22 protein-coding genes and 1 pseudogene are annotated in these 26,449 nt (G+C 61.7%); 10 read left to right on the top strand and 13 right to left on the bottom strand.

The genetic code is table 11. The features are described from left to right. Positions 1–21 precede the first annotated feature (21 nt). Both CTR2_RS14465 and CTR2_RS14460 read right to left on the bottom strand, forming a co-directional pair. Positions 22–1,137: an NAD(P)/FAD-dependent oxidoreductase gene (locus CTR2_RS14465; RefSeq protein ID WP_087083208.1), complete on the bottom strand. Its 1,116-nt coding sequence runs from the start codon at positions 1,135–1,137 to the stop codon at positions 22–24. 133 nt (positions 1,138–1,270) lie between these two features. Beyond that, positions 1,271–2,209 carry a LysR family transcriptional regulator gene (locus tag CTR2_RS14460; RefSeq protein WP_087083209.1) on the bottom strand — a complete coding sequence of 313 codons (939 nt, stop codon included), beginning with the start codon at positions 2,207–2,209 and terminating at the stop codon, positions 1,271–1,273. 121 nt (positions 2,210–2,330) lie between these two features. Between CTR2_RS14460 and CTR2_RS14455 the strand changes: the two genes are divergently transcribed. The 3 genes from CTR2_RS14455 (at position 2,331) to CTR2_RS14445 (ending at position 4,234) form a co-directional block, all read left to right on the top strand. After that, a complete protein-coding gene (locus CTR2_RS14455) occupies positions 2,331–3,032 on the top strand; it encodes a pirin family protein (protein ID WP_087083210.1) in 702 nt (233 codons plus the stop codon). A 69-nt stretch (positions 3,033–3,101) separates the two neighbouring features. Further along, on the top strand, positions 3,102–3,509 hold the full coding sequence (locus CTR2_RS14450; protein ID WP_087083211.1) for a DoxX family protein: 408 nt from the start codon (positions 3,102–3,104) through the stop codon (positions 3,507–3,509). 170 nt (positions 3,510–3,679) lie between these two features. Continuing rightward, complete coding sequence (locus tag CTR2_RS14445) at positions 3,680–4,234, top strand: flavodoxin family protein (RefSeq protein WP_034355547.1); 555 nt, start codon at positions 3,680–3,682, stop codon at positions 4,232–4,234. 149 nt (positions 4,235–4,383) lie between these two features. Here the strand turns inward: CTR2_RS14445 and CTR2_RS14440 are convergent, their stop codons facing one another. The 6 genes from CTR2_RS14440 to CTR2_RS14415 form a co-directional block, all read right to left on the bottom strand. Further along, the gene (locus CTR2_RS14440; RefSeq protein ID WP_087083212.1) at positions 4,384–5,169 is read right to left on the bottom strand and encodes a sulfurtransferase; all 786 of its coding nucleotides are present in this window, start codon (positions 5,167–5,169) and stop codon (positions 4,384–4,386) included. A 50-nt stretch (positions 5,170–5,219) separates the two neighbouring features. Then, the gene (locus CTR2_RS14435) at positions 5,220–6,071 is read right to left on the bottom strand and encodes a MinD/ParA family protein (protein ID WP_042438298.1); all 852 of its coding nucleotides are present in this window, start codon (positions 6,069–6,071) and stop codon (positions 5,220–5,222) included. 4 nt (positions 6,072–6,075) lie between these two features. Further along, positions 6,076–6,870, bottom strand: coding sequence for a GGDEF domain-containing protein (locus tag CTR2_RS14430; protein WP_087083213.1), 795 nt, complete (start codon positions 6,868–6,870; stop codon positions 6,076–6,078). Positions 6,871–6,910: 40 nt separating this feature from the next. Continuing rightward, complete coding sequence (locus CTR2_RS14425; RefSeq protein WP_087084584.1) at positions 6,911–8,626, bottom strand: SulP family inorganic anion transporter; 1,716 nt, start codon at positions 8,624–8,626, stop codon at positions 6,911–6,913. 475 nt (positions 8,627–9,101) lie between these two features. Further along, positions 9,102–10,478 (bottom strand): DUF1329 domain-containing protein, encoded by a 1,377-nt coding sequence (locus CTR2_RS14420; RefSeq protein WP_087083214.1) that lies wholly within the window; start codon positions 10,476–10,478, stop codon positions 9,102–9,104. 185 nt (positions 10,479–10,663) lie between these two features. Beyond that, positions 10,664–12,139 carry an amino acid permease gene (locus CTR2_RS14415; protein ID WP_087083215.1) on the bottom strand — a complete coding sequence of 492 codons (1,476 nt, stop codon included), beginning with the start codon at positions 12,137–12,139 and terminating at the stop codon, positions 10,664–10,666. A gap of 127 nt (positions 12,140–12,266) precedes the next feature. On the opposite strand from CTR2_RS14415, the gene CTR2_RS14410 reads away from it, so the two are divergent. Then, positions 12,267–12,485, top strand: a complete 219-nt coding sequence (locus CTR2_RS14410; protein WP_087083216.1) for a hypothetical protein — start codon at positions 12,267–12,269, stop codon at positions 12,483–12,485. 145 nt (positions 12,486–12,630) lie between these two features. Continuing rightward, positions 12,631–13,243, top strand: a pseudogene (locus CTR2_RS14405) (MFS transporter); the annotation flags it as partial. Here CTR2_RS14405 and CTR2_RS14400 read toward each other — a convergent pair. Beyond that, positions 13,215–14,105 (bottom strand): LysR family transcriptional regulator, encoded by an 891-nt coding sequence (locus tag CTR2_RS14400; RefSeq protein WP_087083217.1) that lies wholly within the window; start codon positions 14,103–14,105, stop codon positions 13,215–13,217. The pseudogene CTR2_RS14405 and the gene CTR2_RS14400 sit on opposite strands and share 29 nt — an antisense overlap. A 198-nt stretch (positions 14,106–14,303) precedes the next feature. Between CTR2_RS14400 and CTR2_RS14395 the strand changes: the two genes are divergently transcribed. After that, complete coding sequence (locus CTR2_RS14395; RefSeq protein WP_087083218.1) at positions 14,304–15,770, top strand: MFS transporter; 1,467 nt, start codon at positions 14,304–14,306, stop codon at positions 15,768–15,770. 74 nt (positions 15,771–15,844) lie between these two features. On the opposite strand, the gene CTR2_RS14390 is transcribed toward CTR2_RS14395, so the two are convergent. From CTR2_RS14390 to CTR2_RS14375, 4 genes are all read right to left on the bottom strand, one after another. Next, positions 15,845–16,639 (bottom strand): ABC transporter ATP-binding protein, encoded by a 795-nt coding sequence (locus CTR2_RS14390; RefSeq protein WP_003064901.1) that lies wholly within the window; start codon positions 16,637–16,639, stop codon positions 15,845–15,847. A gap of 23 nt (positions 16,640–16,662) precedes the next feature. Further along, a complete protein-coding gene (locus CTR2_RS14385; protein ID WP_034366890.1) occupies positions 16,663–17,547 on the bottom strand; it encodes an ABC transporter permease in 885 nt (294 codons plus the stop codon). A 117-nt stretch (positions 17,548–17,664) separates the two neighbouring features. Beyond that, positions 17,665–18,633, bottom strand: a complete 969-nt coding sequence (locus CTR2_RS14380) for an ABC transporter substrate-binding protein (protein WP_087083219.1) — start codon at positions 18,631–18,633, stop codon at positions 17,665–17,667. A 542-nt stretch (positions 18,634–19,175) separates the two neighbouring features. Then, positions 19,176–20,879 (bottom strand): electron transfer flavoprotein-ubiquinone oxidoreductase, encoded by a 1,704-nt coding sequence (locus tag CTR2_RS14375; RefSeq protein WP_087083220.1) that lies wholly within the window; start codon positions 20,877–20,879, stop codon positions 19,176–19,178. Between the two features lie 257 nt (positions 20,880–21,136). Between CTR2_RS14375 and CTR2_RS14370 the strand changes: the two genes are divergently transcribed. From CTR2_RS14370 to CTR2_RS14355, 4 genes are all read left to right on the top strand, one after another. Further along, a complete protein-coding gene (locus CTR2_RS14370; RefSeq protein WP_087083221.1) occupies positions 21,137–21,559 on the top strand; it encodes an acyl-CoA thioesterase in 423 nt (140 codons plus the stop codon). Between the two features lie 309 nt (positions 21,560–21,868). Beyond that, positions 21,869–23,164 (top strand): dicarboxylate/amino acid:cation symporter, encoded by a 1,296-nt coding sequence (locus tag CTR2_RS14365; RefSeq protein WP_087083222.1) that lies wholly within the window; start codon positions 21,869–21,871, stop codon positions 23,162–23,164. Between the two features lie 62 nt (positions 23,165–23,226). Next, positions 23,227–25,095, top strand: coding sequence for a sensor histidine kinase (locus CTR2_RS14360; protein WP_254913330.1), 1,869 nt, complete (start codon positions 23,227–23,229; stop codon positions 25,093–25,095). A 13-nt stretch (positions 25,096–25,108) separates the two neighbouring features. Continuing rightward, positions 25,109–26,431, top strand: coding sequence for a sigma-54-dependent transcriptional regulator (locus CTR2_RS14355; RefSeq protein WP_087083224.1), 1,323 nt, complete (start codon positions 25,109–25,111; stop codon positions 26,429–26,431). Positions 26,432–26,449 lie beyond the last annotated feature (18 nt).

The following is a 26,449-nucleotide window of genomic DNA, read 5'->3' as shown; positions in this document are numbered from 1 at the left end:
CCTTGACTGCGCGCAGTTGGCTCAGGCCAGGGCCAGCCCCATTTCCAGACCCGAGACAAAAGCGTCTTCCACCCGCATGCCTAGGCACCAGTCCCCGCACAGGCTCAGGCCGACCGAGGGGTCGTGGCTGAACGGCCTGCCCAGGGGCGCCAGCGTCTGGGCATGCTGCCAGAGGTAGACGCTGGCATGGCGCGGTGCAACGCGGATGCCCGTGATCTCGCCGAAGGCCTTTTGCAGCTTGGCAAGCACGCGCGTGGCGTCGTCGTGGCGGTGCTCGTTGGACCACAGCGGGTTGGCATGAATCGTCCAGCGCTCGGTCTGGGCGCGACCGGGTTTGGAAGACTCGCGGGCCACCCAGGCAACGCGCTCATGCGTGCTGCGTGCGGCATTCCACTGCGGGCCCAGTGTGGTCAGTCCGGCCTGCGCGGCCATGGGGTAGGACAGCGTCATGGCCCAGCAGGGGGCCATTTCCACAGGGGCCAGGGTCCTGGCCAGGGCCGCACCCTGCGGCGCGGTCTGCAGCAGCTGCGCGGCCACGGGCGCCGGCACTGCCAGCACCACGGCGTCGAAGTCGGCAGCAATCTGCGGGCCGTGGTCTTCGGTATCCAGCATCAGGGACCATTGGTGGCGGCTGTGGTGGCTGCCGCTGGCAATGTGGTGGCTCATGGCGCGCAGGGACTGGCCCAGATGCAGGCGTCCTGCATCCCATAGCGGCGCAGCCCAGGCCAGTGGCAGGGACTGCATATCGGGCATGCCGACCCAGTGGGTCTCGCGCACCGGCGTGTGCTTGTCGACTCTGCGGCCCTGGGCGTTGCGGGTCTGCACGCTGTTCAGGCTCCAGGCGCGCAGATTGCCGGGCGTGGTATCCAGCACTTGCTGAAAGCGCGGGTCGCGTACGGTGAAGAACTGGGCGCCGATGTCAAAGCTGCCGTAGGGGCCGCTGACCGAGCGCATGCGTCCGCCGGCCTGGGTCAGGCTCTCATAGACATGGACGTCGTGCCCGGCCTGCAGCAGCGTGCGGGCACAGGCCAGACCTGCAATGCCCGCGCCGATGACGGCAATGCGCTTGGCGCCGGTATGCGGGGAAGGGGAAGAAGCGGAGGCAGTTGCGGACGCGCGAGTGCGGGAAGCATTCATGAAAAAGCCTTTTCGACACCGTTTGAGTTCTAGCGTAGCAGCTATCCAAAAGATAGCAAGTGCTGCTTGTGCTGAATTGTTGCAGCGCAACTCACTCTACACCTCCCGCGTGATGGCTGCGATGCGCAGCAGCTTATTGACGGTGATGGTTTTCCATAAGCGCCTTGCGCGTAGCGGGGCTTTCCAGTTGCGTCAGCCACCACTGAAGGGCGCGTCCTGGCGTGCGGTGGGCGGGGCCGGGCCATGCATAGTGCAGGCGCAGATTGCGACTGGCGCGCTGCACCTGTCTTGTGACCAGCAGGCCTGCATCGAGATAGGCCTGAACCATGCCGCGTGGCAGAAAGCCGGCGCCAATGCCGCGTATCTGGGCCTCCAGCTTGGCCTGCATGCTGTCCACGGTAAGCACGTCCTGGCCGTTGACCAGGCCAAAGCTGGTGTTGCTGCGCACGCCCGAGTCGGCCACGGCCACCATGCGATGCTGCAGCAGCAATTCGTCGGACAGCGGCTCATCGAGTCTGGCCAGGGGGTGGTGCGGCGCGACGGCGAAGACGAAATCTATCTCCCCGATCTCGCGCGTCTGCAGCTCGGAGACATTGCTGGTGTTGACCGCCACGCCAATGGCCAGATCGGCATGGCCGCTGGTCAGCACTTCCAGTGTGCCGTTGAGAATGCCGTCACGCAGCTTAAGCGTGGTGGGCGGAGTCAGCGCATAGAAGGCTTCGACCAGCTCGAAGATGGGCGTGCGGGCCACGGCCCCGTCGATGACGATGGTCAGCTGCGGCTCCCAGCCCGTGGCCACACGCTTGACGCGGTGCGCCACGGCGTCGATCTCCTGCAGCAGGCGGGCGCCTTCGCGCAGCAAGGCCTGGCCGGCCTCCGTAGCCTGGGCATGGCGCGAGCTGCGGTCAAACAGCAGCACATCGAGCGCATCTTCGATCTGGCGCACGCGGTAGGTCAGTGCACTTGGCACCAGGCCCAGGGAGCGCGCTGCGGCGGCAAAGCTGCCGGTTTCGGCAATGGCCTGCAGCATGGCCAGGCTGTCGGGGGTGAGCACATCGCGGGAGCTGGGCATGGTGAGATTGATGATTCAAACAGTTTGAATGATGCCATCAACGCCGTTCAGCCACAGCCTGGCAGGCGACTTCTACAGTAGAGCCCATAGAGACAGTCACTTGAACGAAAGGAAGCACACCATGATGACTCTGCGCAAATCCCAGGAACGCGGCTACGCCGACCACGGCTGGCTCAAGTCCTATCACAGCTTTTCGTTTGCCGGTTACTACGACCCGCGCCATATGGGGTTCGGCAATCTGCGCGTGATCAACGAAGATCGGATTGCCCCCGGAACGGGCTTTGGCTCGCACGGCCACCGTGATATGGAAATCATCAGCTATGTGCTCGAAGGTGCGCTCTCGCACAAGGACAGCATGGGCAATGAGACCCCCATCCTGCCTGGAGAGGTGCAGCGCATGAGCGCGGGCTCGGGGGTGGTGCACAGCGAGCAGAACTACGCCAAGGAGCAGACCACGCACTTTCTGCAGATCTGGCTGCTGCCCGCATGCACAGGTATCGAGCCAGGTTATGCCCAGAAGACATTCAGCGAGGCGCAAAAGCGTGGACGTCTGTGTCTGGTGGCTTCACCCGATGGTGCCGAGGGCTCGGTTCCCATGAATGCCGATGCACGCTTGTATGCCGGTCTGTTCGATGCAGAGGAGGCTGCCGATGTGGCCCTGCCGGCCGGTCGCAAGACCTATGTGCACCTGGTGCGTGGCGAGCTGGACGTGAATGGACAAAAGCTGACAAGCGGTGACGCTGCACTTATTGAAAATGAGGAGCGCCTGCGCCTTGCCAATGGCCGGGCTGCGGAAGTTCTGGTGTTTGACCTGGAACCTTGAGTCTGACGATTTCAAGGCTTGTGCTGATATGAACCAACGCGGCCCTGGGTCGCAATGACTGGAGTTGAAATGTTGAATCAATTGCGAAATCCTCTGGACTTGGCAGGCCGTGTGCTGATTGCCCTGCTGTTTCTGCCAGCAGGCATTCAGAAAATCAGCGGCTTTGCGGGCACCGTGGGTTATGCAGCATCGGCGGGCATGCCCATGCCCCAGGTGGCGGTGGCGGTGGGCCTGGTGATCGAGATCGTGGGCGGTCTGGCCATATTGCTGGGCTGGCACACGCGCTGCGCGGCCTTGATCCTGGGATTCTTCACGCTGATCGCCAGCTTCTTCTTCCATAACTTCTGGGGCGTGCCTGCAGAGGCCGCCATGATGCAGCAGTTGCTGTTCTGGAAGAACATCGCCGTGGTCGGGGGCCTGCTTGGTTATGCGGCTCATGGAGCAGGCGCCTGGAGCATGGACGCCCGCAAAGGCTGAAGCATGAGGCAGCACAAGCTGAAAGTGCGCAAGCGGTCATAGCTTTGATAAGCTAGCGCGCTTTCGGAAGACAAGGCCCGCCGGGTGTCAATCCGGCGGGCCTTTATTTGGCACAGATACAGGATGGTGCGGCGGATGGCCGCGCCGACGCAAGCAGGAAAGAAGAAATCATGAGCAATATCGTTGTGGTCTACCACTCCGGCTACGGCCATACCCAGCGCATGGCGCAATCCGTGGCCCAGGGCGCGGGCGCACAACTGCTGGCCATCGACGCCGATGGCAATCTGCCCGAGGGCGGCTGGGAGCAGCTGGCCGCGGCCGATGCCATCGTCTTCGGCGCGCCGACCTATATGGCCGCTCCGAGCTGGCAATTCAAGAAATTTGCCGATGCCTCGTCCAAGGCCTGGTTTGCCCAGGCCTGGAAGGACAAGCTGTTTGCCGGCTTTACCAACAGCGCGAGTGTGCAGGGCGACAAGCAGGTCACGCTCGATTATTTCTACCACCTGGCCATGCAGCATGGCGGCGTGTGGGTGGGACTGGGCCTGCTGCCTTCGAACACCAAGGCCGCCCAGCGCAACGATGTGAACTGGATGGGCAGCTTCTGCGGTGCCATGGCGCAGTCGCCCTCTGACTCATCGGCCGGCGAGATGGCCGGCGGTGATCTGGAAACCGCACGCCAGTTTGGCGAGCGCGTGGCCAAGGCCGCAGCGCGCTGGGCCAGATAAGCGTTCAGCTAAGTTGGGTGCTATCCAATTAAAAGCGGCTAGCGCTGGTTTTATAGAAGTTTCAGGGCTAAATATTTCTGAAACTTATTCAGAGCCAGCGCTAGCCGCTTAGTTTTTGATAGTAGCGCTGAGCGCCACCTTGGCGCTTCTTACTCTGCGTCTTGTTCCATCAGATGCTTTTTGATGGGGCGGGGGTGAACCAGCTCGGTGCGTGACAGGTCGGTGCCCAGCGAGTCGCGGCCGTCAAAGACGAAGCAGCCTCCGTCGTAGAACTTGCCGTCGGTCTCCTCGAAATATTTGAGGATGCCGCCTTCGAGCTGGTAGACGTTTTCGATACCTTCGTCCTGCATGAGGATGGCGGCCTTTTCGCAGCGGATGCCGCCAGTGCAATAGCTGACGACGGTCTTGCCGGCGAATTCGTCCTTGTGCTGGCGCAGTGCGGGCGGGAATTCGGTGAACTTGCCCAGGCGCCAGTCGATCGTTCCGGCAAACGCGCCTTCGTCCACTTCGTAGTCGTTGCGCGTGTCCAGCGTCACCACCTCACGGCCCTCGTCGTCATGGCCTTGCTCCAGCCAGCGGCGCAGCGTGGCCGGGCTGACCGATGGCGCACGGCCATGGGCGGGTCGAATGGCGGGATGATCCATGCGGATGATCTCGTTCTTGACCTTGATCAGCATTTTGCGAAAGGGTACGGTCTCGGACCAGCTTTCCTTGGGAGCCAGATCGGCAAATCGCGGGTCTTGTTTCAGCTGGTCCACAAAACTGCGAACGGCTTCGGCAGGGCCGGCCAGGAAAAAGTTGATGCCTTCTTCGGCCAGCAGCACCGTGCCCTTGAGGCTCAGGTCATGTGCACGCTCCAGCAGCGTCTGGCGCAGCTGGTCGGCGTCGGGCAGGGGCGTGAATTTGTAGCAGGAGATGTTGAGTATGTCGGCCACGTCGATATCCGGGGGCGGCCGCGCGGGCGCTGCATCGACAGTGATGCAGCTCAGACCGGGGCCGTCAGCTCTGCCTTGATTTTATTGGACAGCTGTGCCACTGCGAGGGATGCGGGTGCTCCGGGCATGGCCTGCAGCAGCAACTGGCGACGCATCACGGCCTCGCGCACGGCGGAGTCGACCGGAATATCGCCCCAGTGGGTCAGCTGCAGCGGCTGGCCGGACTCGGTGGTCACGAAGCGGTTGAGCACCTGCTGCAACTGGCCCGTGATGGCGCGGCCATCGCCGGGGCGTTGTGCCTGGTTGATGACCAGACGGATTTGCTGGCGCTTTTGCTGCAGGGCCAGCACCTTGATGGCGGCGTAGGCATCGGTCAGCGAAGTGGGCTCGGGCGTGGCCACGACCAGCACTTCGGTTGCCAGAGAGACGGAGAACAGCACCACATCCGAGATGCCGGCACCGGTGTCGAGCAGGATGATGTCATAGCGCGGGCGCAGCAGCTCCACCGTGCGCATGAACTGGGAACGAATCTCGGGGGTGAGGCGCGAGTACTCGATCATGCCCGAGCCTGCCAGCAGCACGGAATAACCGCCCGGCGTGGTCAGAATGGCATCTTCCAGCGTGGAGCGACCCGTGAACACATCGTGCAGCGTGACCTTGGGGTAGAGGTTGAGCACTACATCCAGATTGGCCAGGCCCAGGTCCGCGTCCAATACCAGCACGTTGAAGCCATGACGCGTCAGCGCAGCAGCCAGATTGGCCGAGACGAAAGTCTTGCCGACACCGCCTTTGCCGCTGGTGACGGCAATGATGTGGGCCTGCTTGTTGCGGCCAGGCGCCCGCAGGGCATCTTCCATGGATATATGAGCGGGCAAAGTAGGGTGAGGGGCCAAGGTGTCCATCGTCTCAAGGCGTTATGACCTGGCTTGCGGCGTCGGTGTTTACGTCTGGTGCTGTATTGTCAGAGACATTTTCCTCTAACGAAGAGGCAGTCAAAGGGCTGAAAAGCAGGCTTTTTTCCTCGGCACTCACCGTACTGTCGGGCGGATCCTCCACGCAGACGCAGTTGCGTCCCGCCGATTTGGCCAGATAGAGCTGGCGATCGGCGCGCTCGGTCCACAGTTGCGCTGTGCTGCGGATCCATTGCTGGGCGTAGACCCCGCCAATACTCACAGTGACCTTCAGCGACTGGCCGGAGGACACAGCGATGGAGTTGCTCTCGATGGCCTGGCGCAGACGCTCGGCGACCGCACGGCCCTGATGCGCAGGGCACACCGGAAGCACGATGGCAAATTCTTCGCCTCCGAAGCGCGCCAGGGTGTCCATGGGGCGAATGATTTCCGACAGGGTCTGTGCCACGGATTGCAACACCATATCGCCAGCAATATGACCGTGTTCGTCGTTGATCTGCTTGAAATGGTCGATGTCCAGCATCAGCAGCAGTGCGGTTTCTCCGGAGCGGGCCACGCGGTCGATCTCGCGCTCGATCACGGAGCGGAAATGGCGCCGGTTGGCCAGCCCCGTGAGGGGGTCGCGCAAGGACAGTGCGCACAAGCCATCAATCAGTGCTTGCAGGTAATGGGTGGGAGTGTCGGTGGGCAGACGGTTATCGCTACCGCCCGCGCGAGTCACCAGATTGTGTGCGGTGGCAAGGCGCAGATCGCGCAAAAACACGGATTGGTGGGGGGCGGATGAAGTCACGACAAACTATCAATGATGACCGTCAGTGTAGCAGCGCCCCCTAACTTTTTGTGGATGTAGGCTTTTCGTCAGCGTTGATCCTAGTCAGTTCTGTGGGGAAATTGCCAAGCGTTCGCAGAAAGTCGGCATCGGTGCGATAGAGCCTGATGGGGCTGCCTTCCTTGTGCAGCAGTCCGGCGCGTTCCAGCCTTTGCTCGGCCGGCAACTTCAATCCGACCACGTGCAGCAGACCGCCGCGCAATGCGACCAGGCGTTCCAGTCGGGCAAATGTTTCGACTCCGGTGATGTCTATGCTGTTGATGGACTGCATCAGCAGTGCCAGGTCTTTGGCCTGGGGCGTTTGCTGCAGGGCATCGGCCGCGTAGCGCTCAAGTGCCGTGGCCGTGGCGAAGTCCAGGTCTGCATCCATGCGCAGAGCCACGACTTCAGGTGCCAGAGGGGGCAATTGCCAAAGCAGGCGGCTGCGCAGGCTGCCGTCGGGATGCTCGCCGACCTCGATGATGCGTGGGTGCAGGTGGTGATAGAGGTAGTAAGCCTGGCTGAGCATGATGCCCGCGAACACACCCCAGTACATGCGTGGGGCGGTGACGATGGTCAGCACCAGCGTGGCGACGCTGATGCTGGCTTCGACCTTGGAGATCCTGAAAAGCTTGAGAATCGCGCTGGGCTTGACCAGGTTGAGTACAGCGGTGATTACGATGGCAGCTAGCGTTGCTTGCGGCACATGGTAGAGCCAGGGAATGAACCAGAGCACGACCACAACCACCAGCAAAATGGAAAAGACGTTGGCATAGCCGGTCCTGGCGCCTGCGAGCAGATTGACGGCAGAGCGTGAGAAAGATGCGCTGGTGGCAAAGCTGCCGAAGAGGCCGGCGCTGATCTTGGACAGGCCCTGGGCGATCAAATCCTGGTTTTCGTTCCAGCGCGTGCCGGCCTGCTGATGCTCGACCTGGGCGCTGGACGCGGTTTCCAGAAAGCTGACCAGGGAGATGACCAGCACAGGCATGACCAGGGCGCCGAACTGCTCCCAGTCCAGCATGCCGGGCCATTGGAAGCTGGGCAGCCCCGCAGGCAGGTGGCCGATCACGGCTCCGCCCCCATCGGCGAAGCCCGTGAGCCAGCTGATGAACCCGCTCAGACCGATGATGAAAATGGCCGAGGGAAAAGCAGGGCGCCATTTCTTGGCCAGCATCAGCAAGCCCATGCTGACCAGGCCGTAGGCGATGGATTGGATGCTGAACAGATAGATGGACGGCGAATGCCAGACGGTGGACCAGTCGGCGCGCATGCCCAGCAGGGTGGGCAACTGCGAAGCCAGAATCAGCAGCGCAGCAGCCTGGGTAAAACCTGCCAGTACCGGCGAGGTGACCAGATTGAGCAGCCAACCCGCGCGTACCACGCCCAGACTCCATTGAACGAGGCCCGACAGAATGGCCATCCATGCAGCGAGTACCACCCACTGGGCCGAGCCCGGTTCGGCCATGCCGGTCAGAGATGCGCCGATCAGCAAGGCGCTCAGTGCCGTCGGCCCCACGCCTAGGCGGGGCGACGGGCTGAAGAGGATGGCCACCGCAGCAGGAATGATGGAGGCATAGATGCCGGTAATCAGCGGCATGCCCGCCAGCGCGGCGTAAGCCACGCCCTGGGGCAGCAACATCAGGCCCACGGTCAAGCCGGCCCAGAATTCGCCGCGCAGCAGGCCGAAAGTCGGTTTGGGCCAATTAAGAAAGGGCAGCCATCGGGCCAGGGATTGCATGGAAGTCATGATTGCGGCGAACTAAATCGTCTGCAAGCTTAGTCGGGCTTTGTTGTGCAGGGATTAAAACAGGACGAGGCTGCGACCTTGGCCGAGCGGGACGCCTTGTTCCAAAGTGACTCAAGGTGTTGTCCGAACCGGGCCCGCATGGCGTCGATGGCGGCAAGGGTGTCGGCGGATGGCCGATGAGTCCGGGAGGGGGCGCCCGCCAGATCCGCGCCCTGCCACGCGACCGGGTGGGTCGTTGGCCGCTTGTGAATGATGTTCACGTTGAAATCGACTCGAAGACAGAAAAGGCGACGCCAGCTGCTATGGTTTTCAAGGCTGGCACCGTGTTTCATCCTAGCACGCTGCCCGCGCATACGCAGGGGCGTGCCAGTTTCGGGACGGGAGTGGCCATAAAAAAGAGAGGCTCATGGCCTCTCTTTACACCTTGCGGTGCGGTGCGCGCGGTGGTTGAGCCACCTGTTGTCTATCAATTGCCCAGGTTGCGAATCGCCTCGGGAGTGTACTGGCTGGGCTTGAGGTCGTCCTTGCCCAGAATCGGTGCCTTGGGGCGCTCCTGGACCAGATTCATGCTCACATAGGAGCCGGCATTCAGGTCATAGTAGAACGATGTGCCCGCATGCCATTTCTTGATGTCGTAGGCATAGTAGTAATTGATTTCACCATGCTGCCACAACTGGCCGCGTGCGTCGTAGAAGTCGCCCGAGACGGCGTGGCCGGTGTCTTCGTCGATGAACATCACACGCTTGGAGTACAGGTGACGGAAGCCGGGCTTGAGCTTGCCCTCCAGCACCCAGACGCGGCGCAGTTCATAGCGGGTGTAGGCCGGGTTGGGGTGACCTGGCTTGAGCAGATCGGCGTATTTCATCTGCTGGTTGATGCGGAAGGTGTTCGCAGGAATGAACATCTCGCGCTTGCCGTGCATGGTCCACTCGTAGCGCTCGGAGCCGCCGTTGAACAGGCGCTCGGAGTCGATGGTCGCCTTGCCGCTGGTGCCGGGGGAGGGTTGGTCATAGCCGAACTCGGGCAGTTGCCGCACGCGGCGTGTGCCAGGATCGTAATTCCAGGCCAGGCGCTTGTCCGTGCCAAAGTTCATGGGCTCGATGGACAGAATCACGCCGCCTTTTTCGCGTTCGGGCAGGATTGAAAAATTGGTCACATAGGCGTATTTGCCTTCGTTGGGCTTGCCCAGATTTTCCTTGGAGTCATAACGACTGAGCTGGATATAGCTGGTGCGGCCCCAGGCGATATCGCCGCTTGCGCCCACCAGTGCCATGTCGCGTTCCACCTCTTCGGTGCTGGCGCGGCTGGGCATGAGGTTGTTCCAGAGCAGTTCCAGGCCGGTCTTGGGAATGGGGAAGGGCAGCGCGCCCATGAAGCCCTTGACCCCATTGCCGTCGTTGACTACCTCGGCCTCCAGTGCATTGCGCTTGATGACGGCGCAGATATCGTCGTCATAACGGAAGTCGCGGTGGCCCGGATAGACGGGAATGCGCATGGTGGTGGGGAACTTGCTCAGTAGTGCCTTCTGGCCGGCACTGAGCTTGTCGCCATATTGCGCCATATTGGCGGCCGTGATTTCGAACAGCGGCTTTTCGTTGGCGTAGATATCGGGCTGGAACTGTCCCACAGACTTGGTGAACTTCACGCCGGGCGGAACGCCGAGGATCTTGCCCGTGAATGGCGGGATGCTGCCGTCGGCATTGCCGGCTTTGATGGCGCCGGTGCAGGTCAGCTCCTTGCCCAGCTTGTCGGCTTCCGCGGCGGGAACCTTGGCACAGGCGGCACCTGCGCTCAGCAAACCTATGCACAGCATCAGTGCTGTGCTCATCGTCTTGTGTTGCATTGCTCTTGTTTTCCTAGTGAAAAAACCTTGCAGGCCGTTGCCTGTGAGCATTCATTCTTCAGATATTTGTCATGACATGAATCGTCTGTTGGGACTAATCGACAGCATTCGAGGCAAGCTCAGGACGCAAAAAAGGCAGCGCCGTTGCCGACGCTGCCTTGGGCGGGATCAAAAATGACTAGGTATTAACGCGAGCCGTTCAGATCCATTTCCGAGTATTTGACGATCTTGGTGCCCTTGACCCATTTGTAGCCAAACCAGATGGCCAGGAAGAGAGGCAGGCCGATGTAGGTGGCGATGGCACCGACCCAGTCGATCTGGTCCTTGATCAGATTCTCGTAGTTCTGGCCCAGGGTGATGATCAGGCACAGCACAAAGGCGAAGATGGGGCCGAAGGGGAAGGCCGCTGCCTTGTAGGGCAGCTGGTTCATATCGTAGTTCTGCACTTCGCAGCCCTTGCGGAAACGGTAGTGGCTGATGGCAATGCCCAGCCAGGCGACGAAGCCGCACATGCCGGACAGATTCAGCAGCCAGATGTAGACCACTTCGGGGCTGAAGATATTGGTCAGAAAGCACAGGGCGGCAATCACGGTGGTGGCGATCAATGCCAGCACGGGCACGCCACGCGTGTTGACCTGGGCGAACACCTTGGGCGCCATGCCTTGCTTGGCCAGCGCATACAGCATGCGGGTGGATGCATACATGCCGGAGTTGCCGGCCGACAGCACGGAGGTCAGCACCACGGCATTCATCACGGCGGCGGCGCCCAGCAGGCCGGCACGCTCGAACACCAGTGTGAAGGGGCTGACGGCGATATCGCCCAGATCGTTGCGCAGCAGCTTGGGATCGGTATAGGGAATCAGCAGACCGATGATGAGGATGGCAAAGACGTAGAACAGCAAAATGCGCCAGAACACCTTGCGCACGGCCTTGGGCACGTTCTTGGCGGGATCTTCGGACTCGCCGGCGGCGATGCCGATCAGCTCCGTGCCCTGGAAGGAAAAGCCCACCACCATGGCCACGCCGATCAAGGCTGCAAAACCACCAGCAAACGGCGCGTCGCCTGTGCTCAGGTTGGCGATATTGCCCCAGATACCGTCAGGCGCGCCACCTTGCAAAATACCGAAGATCATCAGCACGCCGATGGCGATGAAGACCAGCACCGTTGTGACCTTGATGGCAGCAAACCAGAACTCGGACTCGCCAAAGCCCCTGGCGGACAGTGCATTCAGGCCGAACATCAGCGCCAGAAACAATGCACTCCACAGCACGCCGTTGGTGCCCGGGAACCAGTACGCCATCACCAACTGGGCCGCAACCAGGTCCACGGCGATGGTCACGGCCCAGTTGTACCAGTAGTTCCAGCCCAGCGCGAAGCCGAAACCTTCGTCCACGTACTTGGCGCCATAAGTGGCGAAAGAGCCGGAGACGGGCATGTGTGCGGCCATCTCGCCCAGACTGGTCATCAGGAAATAGACCATCAGGCCCACGATCATGTAGGCCAGCAAGGCGCCGCCTGGGCCTGCTTGCGAGATGGTTGCGCCGGAGGCGACAAAAAGGCCGGTGCCGATGGAGCCGCCGATGGCGATCATCGACATATGTCGGGCCTTGAGGGAACGGTGCAACTGGCCGGTTGCTGCGGTGGATTCGCTGTCGCTCATGAATACGAGGTTTTCTGGCAGGCCATGACAGGGGTAGACAGGCTGGCTAAGGCCGTTGTCATGGCTTGCATTATTGTGGTTCTGCACGGCCGTCCCTGGGGTAACAACGCGGCGTGCGCGATCGGCGATGACACGCATTGCCGTTCAGTGGGTGCAGATTGTGAGCGATTTATGGCGGGTGCGCGCGCTTCGGGTTGTCATGAAGTACGGGGAATCGGCCGAGCTTTTTGCCAAGTATTTGTTTTGTATGGATTTATGCGCTGCTGCCGATGCGGCCGCTTGTGGGTGGCATGTGCTCTGCATCGACCTGAGGCGCGCAGATGGTGGCGAGGATGCAACGGATTGAGGCAAGGCGCGGTCCGGGAACGCTTTCATTTTTGAATTCAGTTCAAGAGAATTTGGTGAATAAATGGCTCCATCCGCAAAGATGGAGCGGGCATGCTGGTGTCGGCCTATGCCTTGGGTGTCATGCGGGGAGCTCGTTTCATGACGCTGCTGTTCACCTTGGGCAATCTATCGGCGGTGTGCCTGCGGCGACCTGGATCGGCCAGTAGGTGGACTGGCATCTAGCCTTTGGCGGCACGGCCGTTCAGGGCCTGATCACCATTGCCGCGCGGCCCCAGGGCGATCCGCGAACACGCCCCGACGTGCGCCGCGAGCGGAAGGTGCTGGCCTGCCCCGAAGTGCTGCTGTCGGTGCTGGGGGCCGGTGCCATGTCTGCGCTCCAAACCTGTGTGGCGCCTGTGCTGGCCGAGATCACGCATGCCAGTCCCGGCTTCGTGGCCTTCGCTCTGGTACTGATCGGCATAGGTTTCACATTGGCCGATTGGTCGCTGGACGGTGCTACCAAGATCATTTTGGCGTTGCTGGCCATCGTCACGGCCCTGCTGCCGCTGCTCATGACCACGCACCCGGCGCAGCCATCGGTCTGGTGGTCTGGGCGCGGCGGCCTTTGGCCTCGTGCTGCCCGTGCAGATGCGGGTCATGCAGGCTGCGGGCTTCATCGGTCAATGTGGGGCATTCAATCAGGGCAATGCGGTGGGTGCTGCCTCTCTGCGCGGTGTCGGCTTGCCGCTTACCAGCGCGCCTGCTCCAGCAGCATCTGGGCCAGCGCCTTGACCTTGGGCGAGGCATGGCGGGTGCGGGGGTAGACCAGGGACAGTTCGCGGCTGCGGCCTTCGAGTTGCGTCAGCACGGGGATGAGCCGTGCGCTGGCAATATGCTCACGCACGGCAAACTCCATGACCTGGGCCACACCCAGACCGGCCAGCGAGCCTTCGATCAAAGGATCGCCGCTGTCGAAACTGATGGACTGCGGAGGCATCCAGTCCAGCGGTTCTTCGTCTTCGGCCTTGAATTGCCAGGGCACCTGAAACCCTTGGTAGTGGTTGTAGACCGAGAGGCAGCGGTGCCGGGCCAGCTCTTGCAGCGTACGCGGTGCGCCATGGGCTTGCAGATAGCTGGGGGCGACCACGGTCACCCAGCGCAGCGGCGGCAGGCTGCGTGCAATCATGCGGCTGTCGGCCAGAGGGCCTATGCGCACGGCAGCGTCAAAACCTTCGTCCACCATGTCCACCACCCGGTCGGTAAAGCTGGCGTCGATCTGCAGATCCGGGTAGCGGTCCATCAGCGGCCCCAGCAACGGCGTGAGCACTACCCGTCCCAGCACCGAGGGCGCGGTCATGCGCAGCACGCCACTGGGTTCGCAGCGCCGGTCCAGCATCAGCCGGCGCGCTTCATCAAGCCCGGCAATCAGCGCGGCGCTGCGGTCCACCAGGGTGCAGCCATCAGGCGTGAGCGAGACATTGCGCGTATTGCGATGCAGCAGCCGGGTGCCCAGGTCGGCTTCCAGCTGGGCAATCGCCCGTGAGATGCGGGACTGCGTGGTTCCCAGGCTGTGCGCGGCCTGCGTGAAGCTCTTGCACTCGGCCACCTTGACCAGCATGTGTACGGCGTTCAGATCCATGGTGATCAGGCTTGATTGATGCGTATATGCATAAGTTAAACATGATTTTCATATTTATCTACATCCTTGAATTAAATACGATGCCTGCCTGACCGGTCATTCACGCTGTACCTGCAATGCAGCACGCTTTGGAGCACTCACGCCCGCCGCGGCGGCGAGGCGAGCAGCCGCTCCTTTTCGAGAATGAGGACCGATGTGATGGATCAAGAGAAAGACAAGTTGCCAGCCCTGCCCAGTCTGCGCTATCCGCGTGCCGCGCTGGCCCTGTTGTCGCTGGCGCAGCTGATGATTGCGCTGGATGCGACGATCGTGTTTGTGGCGCTGGACGCCATGGGCATGCATCTGCAGCTGCCTGCGCACCATCTGCAATGGGTGATCAGTGGCTATAGCGTGGCTTTCGGCGGCTGTCTGCTGCTGGGCGGGCGCTGCGCCGATCTGCTGGGCCAGCGCCGCATGTATATAGCAGCCATGGCCTTGTTCGGACTGGCGTCGCTGGCCGGCGGCTTTGCCACGGAGGCCTGGCTGCTGATCGCGGCGCGTGCGGCGCAGGGCGTTGGGGCGGCACTGCTGTTCCCGGCCACGCTGGCCATGATCAACACCTTGTATCGCCCCGGTGCCGAGCGCAATCGGGCGCTGGCCGTGTGGAGCATGGCAAGTGCCGCAGGGCTGGCGGCGGGGGCCTTGCTGGGCGGTGTGCTGACCCAGTTGCTGGGGTGGAACTGGGTGCTGTGGGTGCTGGTTCCGGTTGCCTGGCCTTGCGCGCTGGCGGCACTGCGCTATCTGCCCGCCATGCCCAGCGTGCCGCGTCATCAGCGCCGCTTTGATGTGGCCGGTTGCATCAGCGTGACGCTGGGCAGTTGTCTGCTGGTCACGGCCCTGGTGCAAGGTCCGCAATGGGGCTGGCTGGACGGGCGCACCCTGGCCGTGATGCTGGCGGCCTTGCTGGCGCTGGCGACATTTCTAGCCATTGAAAGACAGGTGGCCGCGCCGCTGATGCCGCTGACCATGCTGAGGATGCGCGGACTGCAGCACGCCATGCTGCTGACACTGCTGTTCATGAGCTGCTATGGCGTGCAGTACTACTTCCTGGGTCTGTACTTTCAGCAGGTGCTGGGCTGGAGCCCGTTGCAGGCCGGGCTGGCCTTTGTGCTGCCCACCATTGTCTGCACCGTCGGTATTCGCTGGGCCGAACGAGGTCTGGCGCGTCACAGCGCCCGCATTGTGCTGATGGCCGGCTGGACGGCCGGCCTGGCGGGCCTGGTCTGGACCGCCGCCCTGCTGCCGTTGGCCGGCAATTACTGGTGGCTGGTGCCGGGCTTCATCGTGATGAGCATAGGCCAGGGCGCCAGCTGGACCGGAATGTGGGTATTGGTGGGCGAGGGCATCGAGCCGCTGCAGCAGGGGGTGGCCTCCGGTGTGGCTGCCACGGCCCAGCAGGTGGGGGCGGCACTGGGGCTGGCCGTGCTGGTGATGGTGGCAGCTCGGCCTGTGGCGCAGTTGCAGGCCACAGGCTCTGCAAGTGCCCAGGCTCTGCAGCAGGCCAATGCCCAGGGTCTGCAGAATGCGGAATGGGGCACGGCGCTGATTGCCCTGCTGGCCGTGCTGGTGTGCGCGGCCATGGGGCGCAGGCCGCCGGTTCAGGTGCTGAAGCCTCAGGCTGGCTGAGTTGATTTGATATGAAATAGCTGCCAACGCTTATGTATAAAGCGTTAGCAGCTATTGTTTTGATGATTTCTGGCTTAGCTCAGCAGCAATGCATCATCGGCCAGCTTCTCGCCACGTACTTTCTCGAACATATGCAGCAGGTCGGGCACATCCATTTTGGAGCGTTCTTCGCCGCTGACGTCCAGCACCACATTGCCCTGGTGCAGCATGACGGTACGCGTGCCCACGTCCAGAGCCTGGCGCATGCTGTGCGTGACCATCATGGTGGTGAGATTGGCTTCCTGCACGATGCGTGCGGTCAGTTGCAGCACAAAGTCCGCGGTGCGCGGGTCAAGAGCGGCCGTGTGTTCGTCCAGCAGCAGAATGCGTGAAGGCTGCAGCGCTGCCATCAGCAGGCTCACGGCCTGGCGCTGTCCGCCAGAGAGCAGGCCGATACGGTCGGTCAGGCGATTTTCCAGACCCAGGCCCAGCGTGGCCAGGCGGTCGCGGTACAGCTCGCGATTGCTGGCCTTGACTGCCTTGGACAGGCCGCGGAGATTGCCGCGTTCGTGAGCCAGCGCCATGTTCTCTTCGATGGAAAGGTCTTCACAGGTGCCGGCCATGGGGTCCTGAAACACGCGGGCCACCTGCTTGGAGCGGGACCATACCGGCATGCGCGTCATGTCGATGCCGGCAATTTCGATCTTGCCCTTGTCCACGCTCTGGTCGCCCGAGACGCAGTTCAGAAATGTGGACTTGCCTGCGCCGTTGGAGCCGATGACGGTCACAAACTGACCGTCGGGGATGGACAGCGACAGGCCGCGCAGGGCGCGGGTTTCGATCGGCGTGCCGGGATTGAAGGTGAGTTCGAGGTTTTGTGCGTTCAGCATGGTGTTCTCCGCCGTCCTTCTTCTTACTTGCGCTTGCTCAGCTTTTTCTTGATTTGCGGAATCACCAGTGCGATGGTCACCAGCACTGCCGTCACCAGATTCAAGTCCTGTGCCTTGAGGCCGATGGCATCGATATTGAGGGCCGCTGCGATGAAGAAGCGGTAGACCACGGCGCCAAGCACCACGGCCAGCGTGGCCCAGATGATCTTGCGCGAGGGCAGGATGGTCTCGCCCACGATCACGGCCGCCAGACCGATGACGATGGTGCCGATGCCCATGGAGATGTCGGAGCCGCCCTGCGTCTGCACGAACAGCGCTCCGGCCAGGCCGACCAGGCCGTTGGAAATTGCCATGCCCAGCAGAATCATGGCGCCGGTGTTGACGCCCTGAGCGCGGGCCATGCGGGCGTTGGAGCCCGTGGAGCGGATGGCCAGACCGCGTTCGGTGGCAAAGAACCAGTCCAGAGCCAGCTTGGCCACGATGACGAAGCCCAGCATGATCAGCGGACGCATCACATAGTCTTCAATGTTCGCCGGCTGCAGCATGGTGAACAGTGTGGGCTCGTTGATCAGCGGCACATTGGGGCCGCCCATGATGCGCAGGTTGACCGAGTACAGGCCGATCATCATCAGGATGGAAGCCAGCAGGTCCATGATCTTGAGCTTGACGTTGAGCCAGCCTGTGATGAAGCCGGCCACGGCTCCGGCTGCCGTGCCGGCCAGCGTGGCCAGCCAGGGGTTGGTGCCCGTGGAAATCAGAATGGCGCACACCGCACCGCCAAGGGGGAAGCTGCCGTCGACCGTCAGATCGGGGAAACGCAGCAAGCGAAAGGAGATGAAGACGCCCAGCGCCACCAGGCTGAATATCAGGCCAATTTCAATGGCACCGAGGATGGAAAATAGAGACATAGAGAGAGCGACAGGCGCGGCAAACGTCTAAAAAAATCGGCAGGGCCATGTTGCCACGGCACCTGCCGCTGTGCTGGCACCGCCTGAGAGCGGCGGTGCTGGCGACAGGGAGTGGGATTACTTGACCACGGTCGCGGCGGACTTGATCAGCGCGTCGGACAGCTTCACGCCTTGCTTTTCAGCCGCAGCGGGATTCACGAACAGCTCCATCTTGGTAGAGACTTCGGGCTTGATGTCGCCAGGCTTTTCGCCCTTGAGAATGCGCACAACCATGCGGCCTGTCTGTTCGCCCAGATCGCGGTAGTTGATGCCGTAGGCAGCCACAGCGCCGCGCTTGACGGAGTCGGTGTCAGAAGCCACCAGAGGAATCTTGGCGTCCTGGCCCACCTTGACCAGCGATTCGTAGGCCGACACCACGTTGTTGTCTGTGTTGGTGTAGATCACGTCCACCTTGCCCACCAGCGAGCGAGCGGCGCTGGAGACGTCCACCGAGCGGGGAGCCGCAGCCGTTACCAGAGTCCAGCCCATCTTGGGCAGCAGGGCCTGAAGTTCCTTCACGACTACGGCGGAGTTGGCTTCACCGGGGTTGTAGACCATGCCGATGCGCTTGGCATTGGGCACGACCTGCTTGACCAGATCCATTTGCTTGTCCAGGGCCAGCAGGTCGGAAACGCCGGTCACATTGTTCTTGGAGGGTTCCCAGCTGGCGACCAGCTTGGCGGCAACGGGGTCGGTCACGGCAGAGAACACGACGGGCACGGTCTTGGTCGACGCGATCACGGCCTGCGCGGAAGGAGTGGCAATGGCGACGATGGCATCGGGCTTGTCACCCACGAACTTGCGCGCGATCTGGGCGGCCGTACCGGTATTGCCCTGTGCACTCTGGTATTGCCACTTCAGGGACTTGCCGTCTTCGTAGCCGGCTGCCTTCAGGGCGTCCTTGACGCCGTCGCGCACCGCATCCAGGGCGGGGTGTTCAACAATGGCGGTCACGGCCACGGACTTGGTGTCGGCGGCATAGGCACCCGACATGGCGGAAATTGCCAGGGCCAGTGCGCCCATGCGGGCCAAGGACAGCTGCTTCATGTGTATCTCCAGCGTTTGTTGTGTGTTGCAGGTGAATTAAGACGGCAGTGCGTGATGCGCGTCGCCTCGCGGCAAAGTCTACTGCACCGATCTGGCTGTCTTCGCGATTGAGATAACCTTGTTTATCCCTATACGATGATTGCGAAAAAATGGCATGAAAGCTGCGCAAAGCGCTAATTGGCAGGAGTTAGTGTGTGTGGAAGCCGGGCAATGGCGCGCAATATTGCGTTGAGTGAGGCCCGATTTCGGTTTTGCGCCGCATTTTTCCTGCGCCTTATGCGATATGAGCAGGCATATTGATGCAATTGCCTGTTTTTTGAAAATTGCCCTTTCTGCGCTGGCAAGCGATCTTCATTGAGTGATTCGCGGCGATTGCGGTGGCATGCGTTTTTTCTGTGATGCTGCAAATTTGTGGGCATTTGGCAGCCTGCGTTGCTAAAAACATTCAGTCCATGAAAAAAGCCTGCGCAGCAGTGGCTGGCGCAGGCTTTGTGGCGCAGCATCCGGAGCAGTTGCCGCCGCCGAATGCAATCGTGGACGGATTACATACCTGAGTAGTTGGGGCCGCCGCCGCCTTCGGGTGTCACCCAGACGATGTTCTGTGTCGGGTCCTTGATGTCGCAGGTCTTGCAGTGCACGCAGTTCTGTGCGTTGATCTGCAGGCGCTGCTTGCCGGCATTGACTTCGTCCTCCACGAATTCGTAGACGCCTGCGGGGCAGTAGCGCTGCTCGGGACCGGCGAACTTGGTCAGGTTCACGTCGACGGGAACGCTGGCGTCCTTGAGCGTCAGGTGAGCTGGTTGGTTCTCTGCATGATTGGTGCTGCTGATGAACACGCTGGAGAGGCGGTCGAAGGTCAGCTTGCCGTCGGGCCTGGGGTACTCGATGGGCGCGCAATCGGCTGCAGGCTTCAGATAGGCATGGTCGGGTTTGTTGCGATGCAGTGTCCAGGGGATGTTGCCGCGCAGCACGAACTGCTCCAGGCCGTTCATCACTGTGGCCGTAGTCAGACCCTTCTTGAACCAGGCCTTGAAGTTGCGCGCCTTCCACAGCTCCTCATAGAGCCAGCTGTTCTCGAACGCATAGGTATAGGCCGTCAACTCATCGCCCTGGCGACCGGCGACGATGGCGGCGTAGGCAGCTTCGGCGGCCAGCATGCCGGTCTTGATCGCGGCATGGCTGCCCTTGATGCGGCTGACGTTGAGGAAGCCGGCTTCGCAGCCCACCAGCGCGCCGCCGGGGAAGACAAAGCGGGGCAGGCTGGAGATGCCGCCAGCCGTGATGGCACGGGCACCGTAGCTGATGCGCTTGGCGGGCTTGATGCCGTTGGCTTCGTCGCCTTCCAGGTAGTAGCGGATATTGGGATGGGTCTTCCAGCGCTGCATCTCCTCGAATGGAGACAGATAGGGGTTGGAATAGTCCAGACCGGTGATGAAGCCCAGCGTGACCAGATTGTCTTCCAGGTGATAGAGGAAGGCTCCGCCGTAGGTGTCGCTCTTCATGGGCCAGCCTGCGGTGTGCAGCACCATGCCGGGTTTGTGACGCTTGGGGTCGATCTCCCAGAGTTCCTTGATGCCCAGACCGTAAGTCTGCGGGTCGCGGTTGGCGTCCAGGGAGTACTTGGCGATGATCTGCTTGCCGAGGTGGCCGCGCGCACCCTCGGCAAAGATGGTGTACTTGCCGTGCAGTTCCATGCCCAGTTGGAAGTCGCCCGTGGGCTCGCCTTCCTTGCTGATGCCCATATTGCCGGTGGCTACGCCCTTGACGGAGCCGTCTTCGTTGTAGAGCACTTCGGCGGCCGTGAAGCCAGGGAAGATTTCCACGCCCAGGGCTTCGGCCTGTTCCGCCAGCCATTTGGTGACAAAGCCCAGGCGAACAATGTAGTTGCCTTCGTTATGGAAGCACTTGGGCAGCAGCCAGTTGGGCGTGCGCAAGGAACTCTTCTCGCCAAGGAAGACCATGGCGTCTTCGGTCACCGGCTGGTTCAGGGGAGCCCCCTTTTCCTTCCAGTCGGGGATCAACTCGGTCAGCGCGCGAGGATCCATGATTGCGCCAGACAGCGTGTGCGCGCCGGGCTCGGAGCCTTTTTCCAGCACGACTACGGAGACATCCTGACCTTTTTCGGCCGCCAGCTGCTTGAGGCGAATGGCAGTGGCTAGGCCACCGGGGCCACCGCCCACCACCACCACGTCATATTCCATGGCCTCTCGCGGGCCGTACTGGGCCAGGATCTCTTCGTTTGTCATCGGGAAAGTCTCGCTTGATATTGGATTGGGAAAACTGGCGTGCGCGGCCTTGGCAGGTGCGTCTGCAAAAACCGCGATGCGGGCGATTCTATGCTGACAGCCCGGCACGACCGTGCAGATTTGGCGACAGCGCATCAATCGGTGTTGCGGCAAAGTCCATAGGCTAGTGATCGCCCCAGGGCGTGCCATCCCTCAAAGAAACTAGAACAAGGTGATGATGCAGTTGCAAACCTTGTTCAATCAGGAGACATACCGGCATGAAAATCGAGCTGCCCGAGCTGAAGAAGCAGGTCTATGAAACGCGCTTTCCCATACGCTGGGGCGATATGGATGCCATGGGGCATGTCAACAACGCCCAGTACTTTCGCTACCTGGAAACTGCCCGTATCGACTGGATGCATGGCATGGGCCTGAATCCGGACCCTGCGGGGCAAGGGCCGGTCATCGTCAACGCCTTCTGCAATTTCTATCAGCAGCTTGCGTATCCGGACGAGGTGCTGCTCAAGATGTTTGTCAGCGATCCCGCGCGCACCACCTTTGAGACCTGGGCCACCATGGAGCGTGTGGCACAGCCGGGAGTCATTTGTGCAGCCGGCGGAGGCACCGTGATCTGGGTGGATTTTCCCCGGCAGAAAGCCGCTGCGCTGCCGGACTGGATACGTTCAGCAGTAACTGCCTGAGTCATGTTCGGAATTCCGTACATCAATCCGGATGGCGTCCGGAAATCCGATTGTGGTTATGCGGAAAAGTATTTTGAATATAAGCAAATCAAAGACTTGGACGTGATTTTTTGACTGGCACGGTATGTGCTTAAAGGACGGCACGCCGCTTCACTGCGGCTGACCAAGTGAGACTGGGGCTGGACCTTGCTGACGAAACCTCGGTTGCGTCGGCGGTCCGTCTCGGTTTGTTGTCGCTGCCAGAACCCGGTGCCTGCATGGCCTAGAGTCAGGCAGCGGCTCAAACAACGCATACCAAGATTCCAAGAAATGAAATCCAACCGCCTGACCATCATGGTTCTGCTGGCCATGGTTCTGGGTGTGGTTGTGGGCTATCTCGTCCACGCCAACGCCGCGACACCGGAGACAGCCAAAGACATTGCCGGCTATTTCGGCATTCTCACCGACGTATTTCTGCGCATGATCAAGATGATCATCGCGCCCCTGGTGTTTGCCACGCTGGTGGCGGGGCTGGCCAATATGGGCGATGCCGGCTCTGTGGGCCGAGTGGGTGGTCGTGCGCTGGGCTGGTTTATCGCGGCATCGTTCTGCTCGCTGTTTCTGGGGCTGGTTTTTGCCAATGTGTTGCAGCCCGGCCATGGCCTGACGGTGGAGCTTCCCACCAATGCCGAGAGCCTGGGTCTGAAGACCGGTGCGCTGAATTTCAAGGATTTCATCACCCATGTCTTCCCCAAGAACATCTTCGAGGCCATGGCCACCAATGAGGTGTTGCAGATCCTTGTGTTTGCGCTGTTCTTCGGTATCGCTCTGGGCTACCTGAACCATCAGAAAAAGCACATGCTGGTTGATCTGATGGAAGAGACCTCGCATGTAATGCTGCGCGTGACCGAATATGTGATGCGCTTTGCACCCGTGGGCGTGTTCGGCTCTGTCGCCGGCACCATTGCCACCCATGGCTTGGGCATGCTGCTGGTGTTCGGCAAGTTCCTGTTGGGCTTCTATATTGCGCTGGCCGCGCTGTGGGTGCTGCTCATCGGCGCCGGCTATCTGGTGCTGGGCAAGGATGTCTTCCGCCTTCTGTCGCTGATTCGCGGTCCGGTACTGGTGGGCTTTTTCACGGCCAGCAGCGAATCCACGCTGCCCAAGCTCATGGAGCAGCTGGAAAAATTCGGCATCAAGCCGCGTATCACAGGCTTTGTGCTGCCTCTGGGTTACTCGTTCAACCTCGATGGCTCCATGATCTACACCACCTTCCTGGCCATCTTCATCTCTCAGGCCTACGGCATCGAGATGACATTGACTGCTCAGCTGACCATGCTGCTGGTGCTGATGATCTCCAGCAAGGGCATTGCCGGCGTGCCTCGTGCCTCGCTGGTGGTGGTGGCCGCCGTGCTGCCCATGTTCGGTTTGCCGGAAGCGGGCATCCTGCTGATTCTGGGCATCGACCACTTCCTGGACATGGGCCGTACATTGACCAATGTGCTGGGTAACGCCATTGCCACGGCCGTGGTTGCCAAATGGGAAGGCAACGAAGAGCCGGAGTCGTGCGCAGATCTGGCTGTCGAGCCACAGCTGATGCCCGAGCCCATTCGCGTTCGAGCCTGATCTTCCCGTTGCCCGGATTCCTGTCCCCTGCGGTGCCGGGCGCTGCTACCATGGTTCGCACCATGTTAGCTTTCCTGCCCCCGCGCCTGCGTGCTGTTTTGCTGATCCTGCTCTGGCTGGCTGCAAGCAGCCTGGGCGGCTGGCTGGGCTATCAGGGCTTCGTCAAGATCGGTCTCGAGACCGTCGTGGCTGCCGGCAACAACCGCCTCGATCTCTATGCTGCCAGCCTGCGGCGCGAGATCGAGAAATTTGCCTTTCTGCCCGATGTCGTGGCCTTGCAGCCCGAGATCCTGTCGCTGCTGCAATCGCCGGGCGACGAAAGACTGCAGTCTCGCGCCAATCTCTATCTGGAGGAGCTGAGCCGTCGTGCGGGCACCCTCAGCGTCTACATGCTCGATCACGACGGTCATGTGCTGGCTGCCAGCAATTGGCGCCGCGCCGACAGTTTTGTGGGCGAGAGTCTCGGTTTCAGGCCCTATGTCCAGCAGGCATTGCGAGAAGGGCGCGGGCGCTACTTCGGCGTGGGCACCACTCGCGGCGAGCCCGGCTATTACCTGACCACTACCTTGGGGCAGGGCGAGATGCATGGCGTGGTGGTGGTCAAGGTCGGGCTGGCGCAGCTCGAGCAATCCTGGGCCAGTGCGGAGTCTCCGGTACTGGTCAGCGATGAAAATACCGTGGTCATTCTCAGCAACATGCCTGCCTGGCGCTTTGCCACCTTGCTGCCGTTGGATGAGGCAAGACGTGCCGAGCTGGAAGCTTCGCAGAAATACAACCGCCTGAGCCTGCGGCCTCTGGGGTGGCGTGGCATGAGCAGTGGCAGTGTCACGGGCGTCAGGCAGGTGAGCATTCCCGATGTCAAGGACGCTGCGGCAGACCAGAGCGCTGGCCGCTTTCTGGCCCAGTCCAGACCTATGGCCGGCACACCCTGGCAGATTACCGTGCTTTCCCCCTTGAGCGTTGCATTGCAGTTGGCGGCCAGTCGCGCCTGGGTGACGGGGGCGTTGATTGCGTTGATGCTTTTGCTGGGAGCTTTGCTGTATCAGCGGCGCAGACATGTGCGTGAGCAACTGGCGGCCCAGCAGGCGCTGAAACAAGCCAACGAGGTGCTGGAAAACAAGGTGCAGCAGCGCACGGCCGATCTGCAGAGTGCCAATGTGGCGCTGCAGCAGGAGGTGATGGAGCGCATGCAGGCCGAGACCACGCTGCGCGCGGCGCAGGACGAGTTGGTACAGGCAGGCAAACTAGCCGTCATCGGTCAGCTTTCCACGGAAGTGGCCCATGAGTTGAATCAGCCCCTGGCGGCCTTGCGGGCGCTGGCCGGCAACAGTCAGCGCTTTCTGGAACGCGGTCAGAGCGAGATGGTGCAAAGCAATCTGCAGCGCATGGCCGAGCTGACCGAGCGTATGGGGCGTATTACCGGGCAGTTGCGCAACTTTGCCCGCAAGTCCGCCGGCCAGCCCGAGCCGGTTGAACTGGCCAAGGTGGTCGATGGCGCTCTGTCCCTCATGGAGCCGCGTATTGCCCAAAGCGGCGTCATGGTCGTGCGACAGCCCTCGGATCTTGAGTTGAGCGCCTGGTGCGATGCCAATCGCGTACAGCAGGTGTTGATCAATCTGTTGAGCAACGCGCTGGACGCTGTGCAGGGCGGCAACACGCGGTGCGTGGAAATTGCCTGCAACCGTTCCGGTGCCTGGGCGCAGATCACGGTGCGCGACCATGGTCCGGGACTCAGCGATCAGGCGCAAGCGCGACTGTTTGAGCCTTTTTTCACGACCAAGCCCGAGGGACTGGGCCTGGGTCTGGGCCTACCTTTGTCGGCCGAGATCGCCCAGGCCGCAGGCGGCAGCCTGACGGGCGGCAACCATCCGGAAGGCGGGGCCATCTTCACGCTGAGCCTGCCCTTGGTGGATACTCGGCCGCTGTCCTGATTGCCTGCAGCCCATGAACCCTTCCCTCAAAGTCCTGATCGTTGAAGACGATGCCGATGTCGCCATGGCCTGCGAGCAGACCATGCGCCTCGAAGGTCTGGACTGCATCTGCGTGAGCAGTGCCGAGCAGGCGCAAAAGCACCTGTCCCCGGATTTTGCCGGCATCGTGGTCAGCGACATCCGCTTGCCGCAGATGAGCGGCCTTGGGCTGCTGGCCGCCGTCCGCGTGCTGGACGCCGAACTGCCCGTGATTCTCATTACCGGGCATGGCGATATCTCCATGGCCGTGCAGGCCATGAAGGATGGTGCGGCCGATTTTCTGGAAAAGCCGTTTGCGCCCGAGCGCCTTGTGGAAGCCGTGCGCCGTGCGCTGGAGCGCCGTCGCCTGGTGCTGGAGGTGCGCAGCCTGCGCCAGCAGCTACAAAGTCGGGATGTGTTGCAGCACCAGTTGCTGGGGCGCTCGCTGCCCATGCAGCAGCTGCGCAGCACATTGCAAAGCCTGGCGGCCAGCGAGGCTGATGTGCTGATCTGGGGGGAAACGGGCACCGGCAAGGAAAGAGTCGCGCGCAGCCTGCATGAATCCAGCCGGCGCAAGAGCGGCAATTTTGTCGCCATCAACTGCGGCGGCCTGCCGGAGACGCTGTTTGACAGCGAAATGTTCGGCAGCGAGGCCGGGGCCTTTACCGGCGCGGGCAAGAAGCGCATCGGCAAGATCGAACATGCCAGCGGCGGCACCTTGTTTCTCGACGAGATCGAAAGCATGCCCCTGCCCATGCAGGCCAAGCTGCTGCGCGTGCTGCAGGAAAGAGTGCTGGAGCGTCTGGGCTCGAACACGCTCATTGCCGTCGACTGCCGTGTGATTGCTGCAACCAAGGTCGATTTGCTGGAACTCAGCCGTCAGGGCCTGTTTCGCTCCGATCTCTACTATCGTCTCAATGTGGTCGCCGTGAACCTGCCCCCGCTGCGCGAGCGCCGCGAGGATGTTGCACTGCTGTTCGAGCATTTCGCGTTGCAGGCCGCCGCCCGCCACCAGCGGCCCGTGGCAGAGCTGACGCCGCAGCGTCTGCAGGCGCTGCTTGCCCACGACTGGCCAGGCAATGTGCGCGAGCTACGCAACACGGCCGAGCGCATCACGCTGGGGCTGGATGCCGGCCTGTCCCCACCCGGTACGGCGCCCGAGGCAGCGGCTTCGTTGGCGGCAACCATGGAGTCCATAGAGCGTTCCCTGATTTCCGAAGCCTTGCGCAACAACGAAGGTAGCCTGACGCGCACGGCACAGGCGCTGCACACCCCCAAGACAACGCTGCACGACAAGATTCGCAAGTACGGGCTTTGACCCTGCTGTGACCGAGCC

Origin of the sequence: Comamonas thiooxydans, assembly GCF_002157685.2 — a bacterium.
GTDB classification, from domain to species: Bacteria; Pseudomonadota; Gammaproteobacteria; order Burkholderiales; family Burkholderiaceae_C; genus Comamonas; species Comamonas testosteroni_H.
Note: the sequence above shows the minus strand (reverse complement) of the source record. Positions and strands in the feature narration are given on the sequence as shown.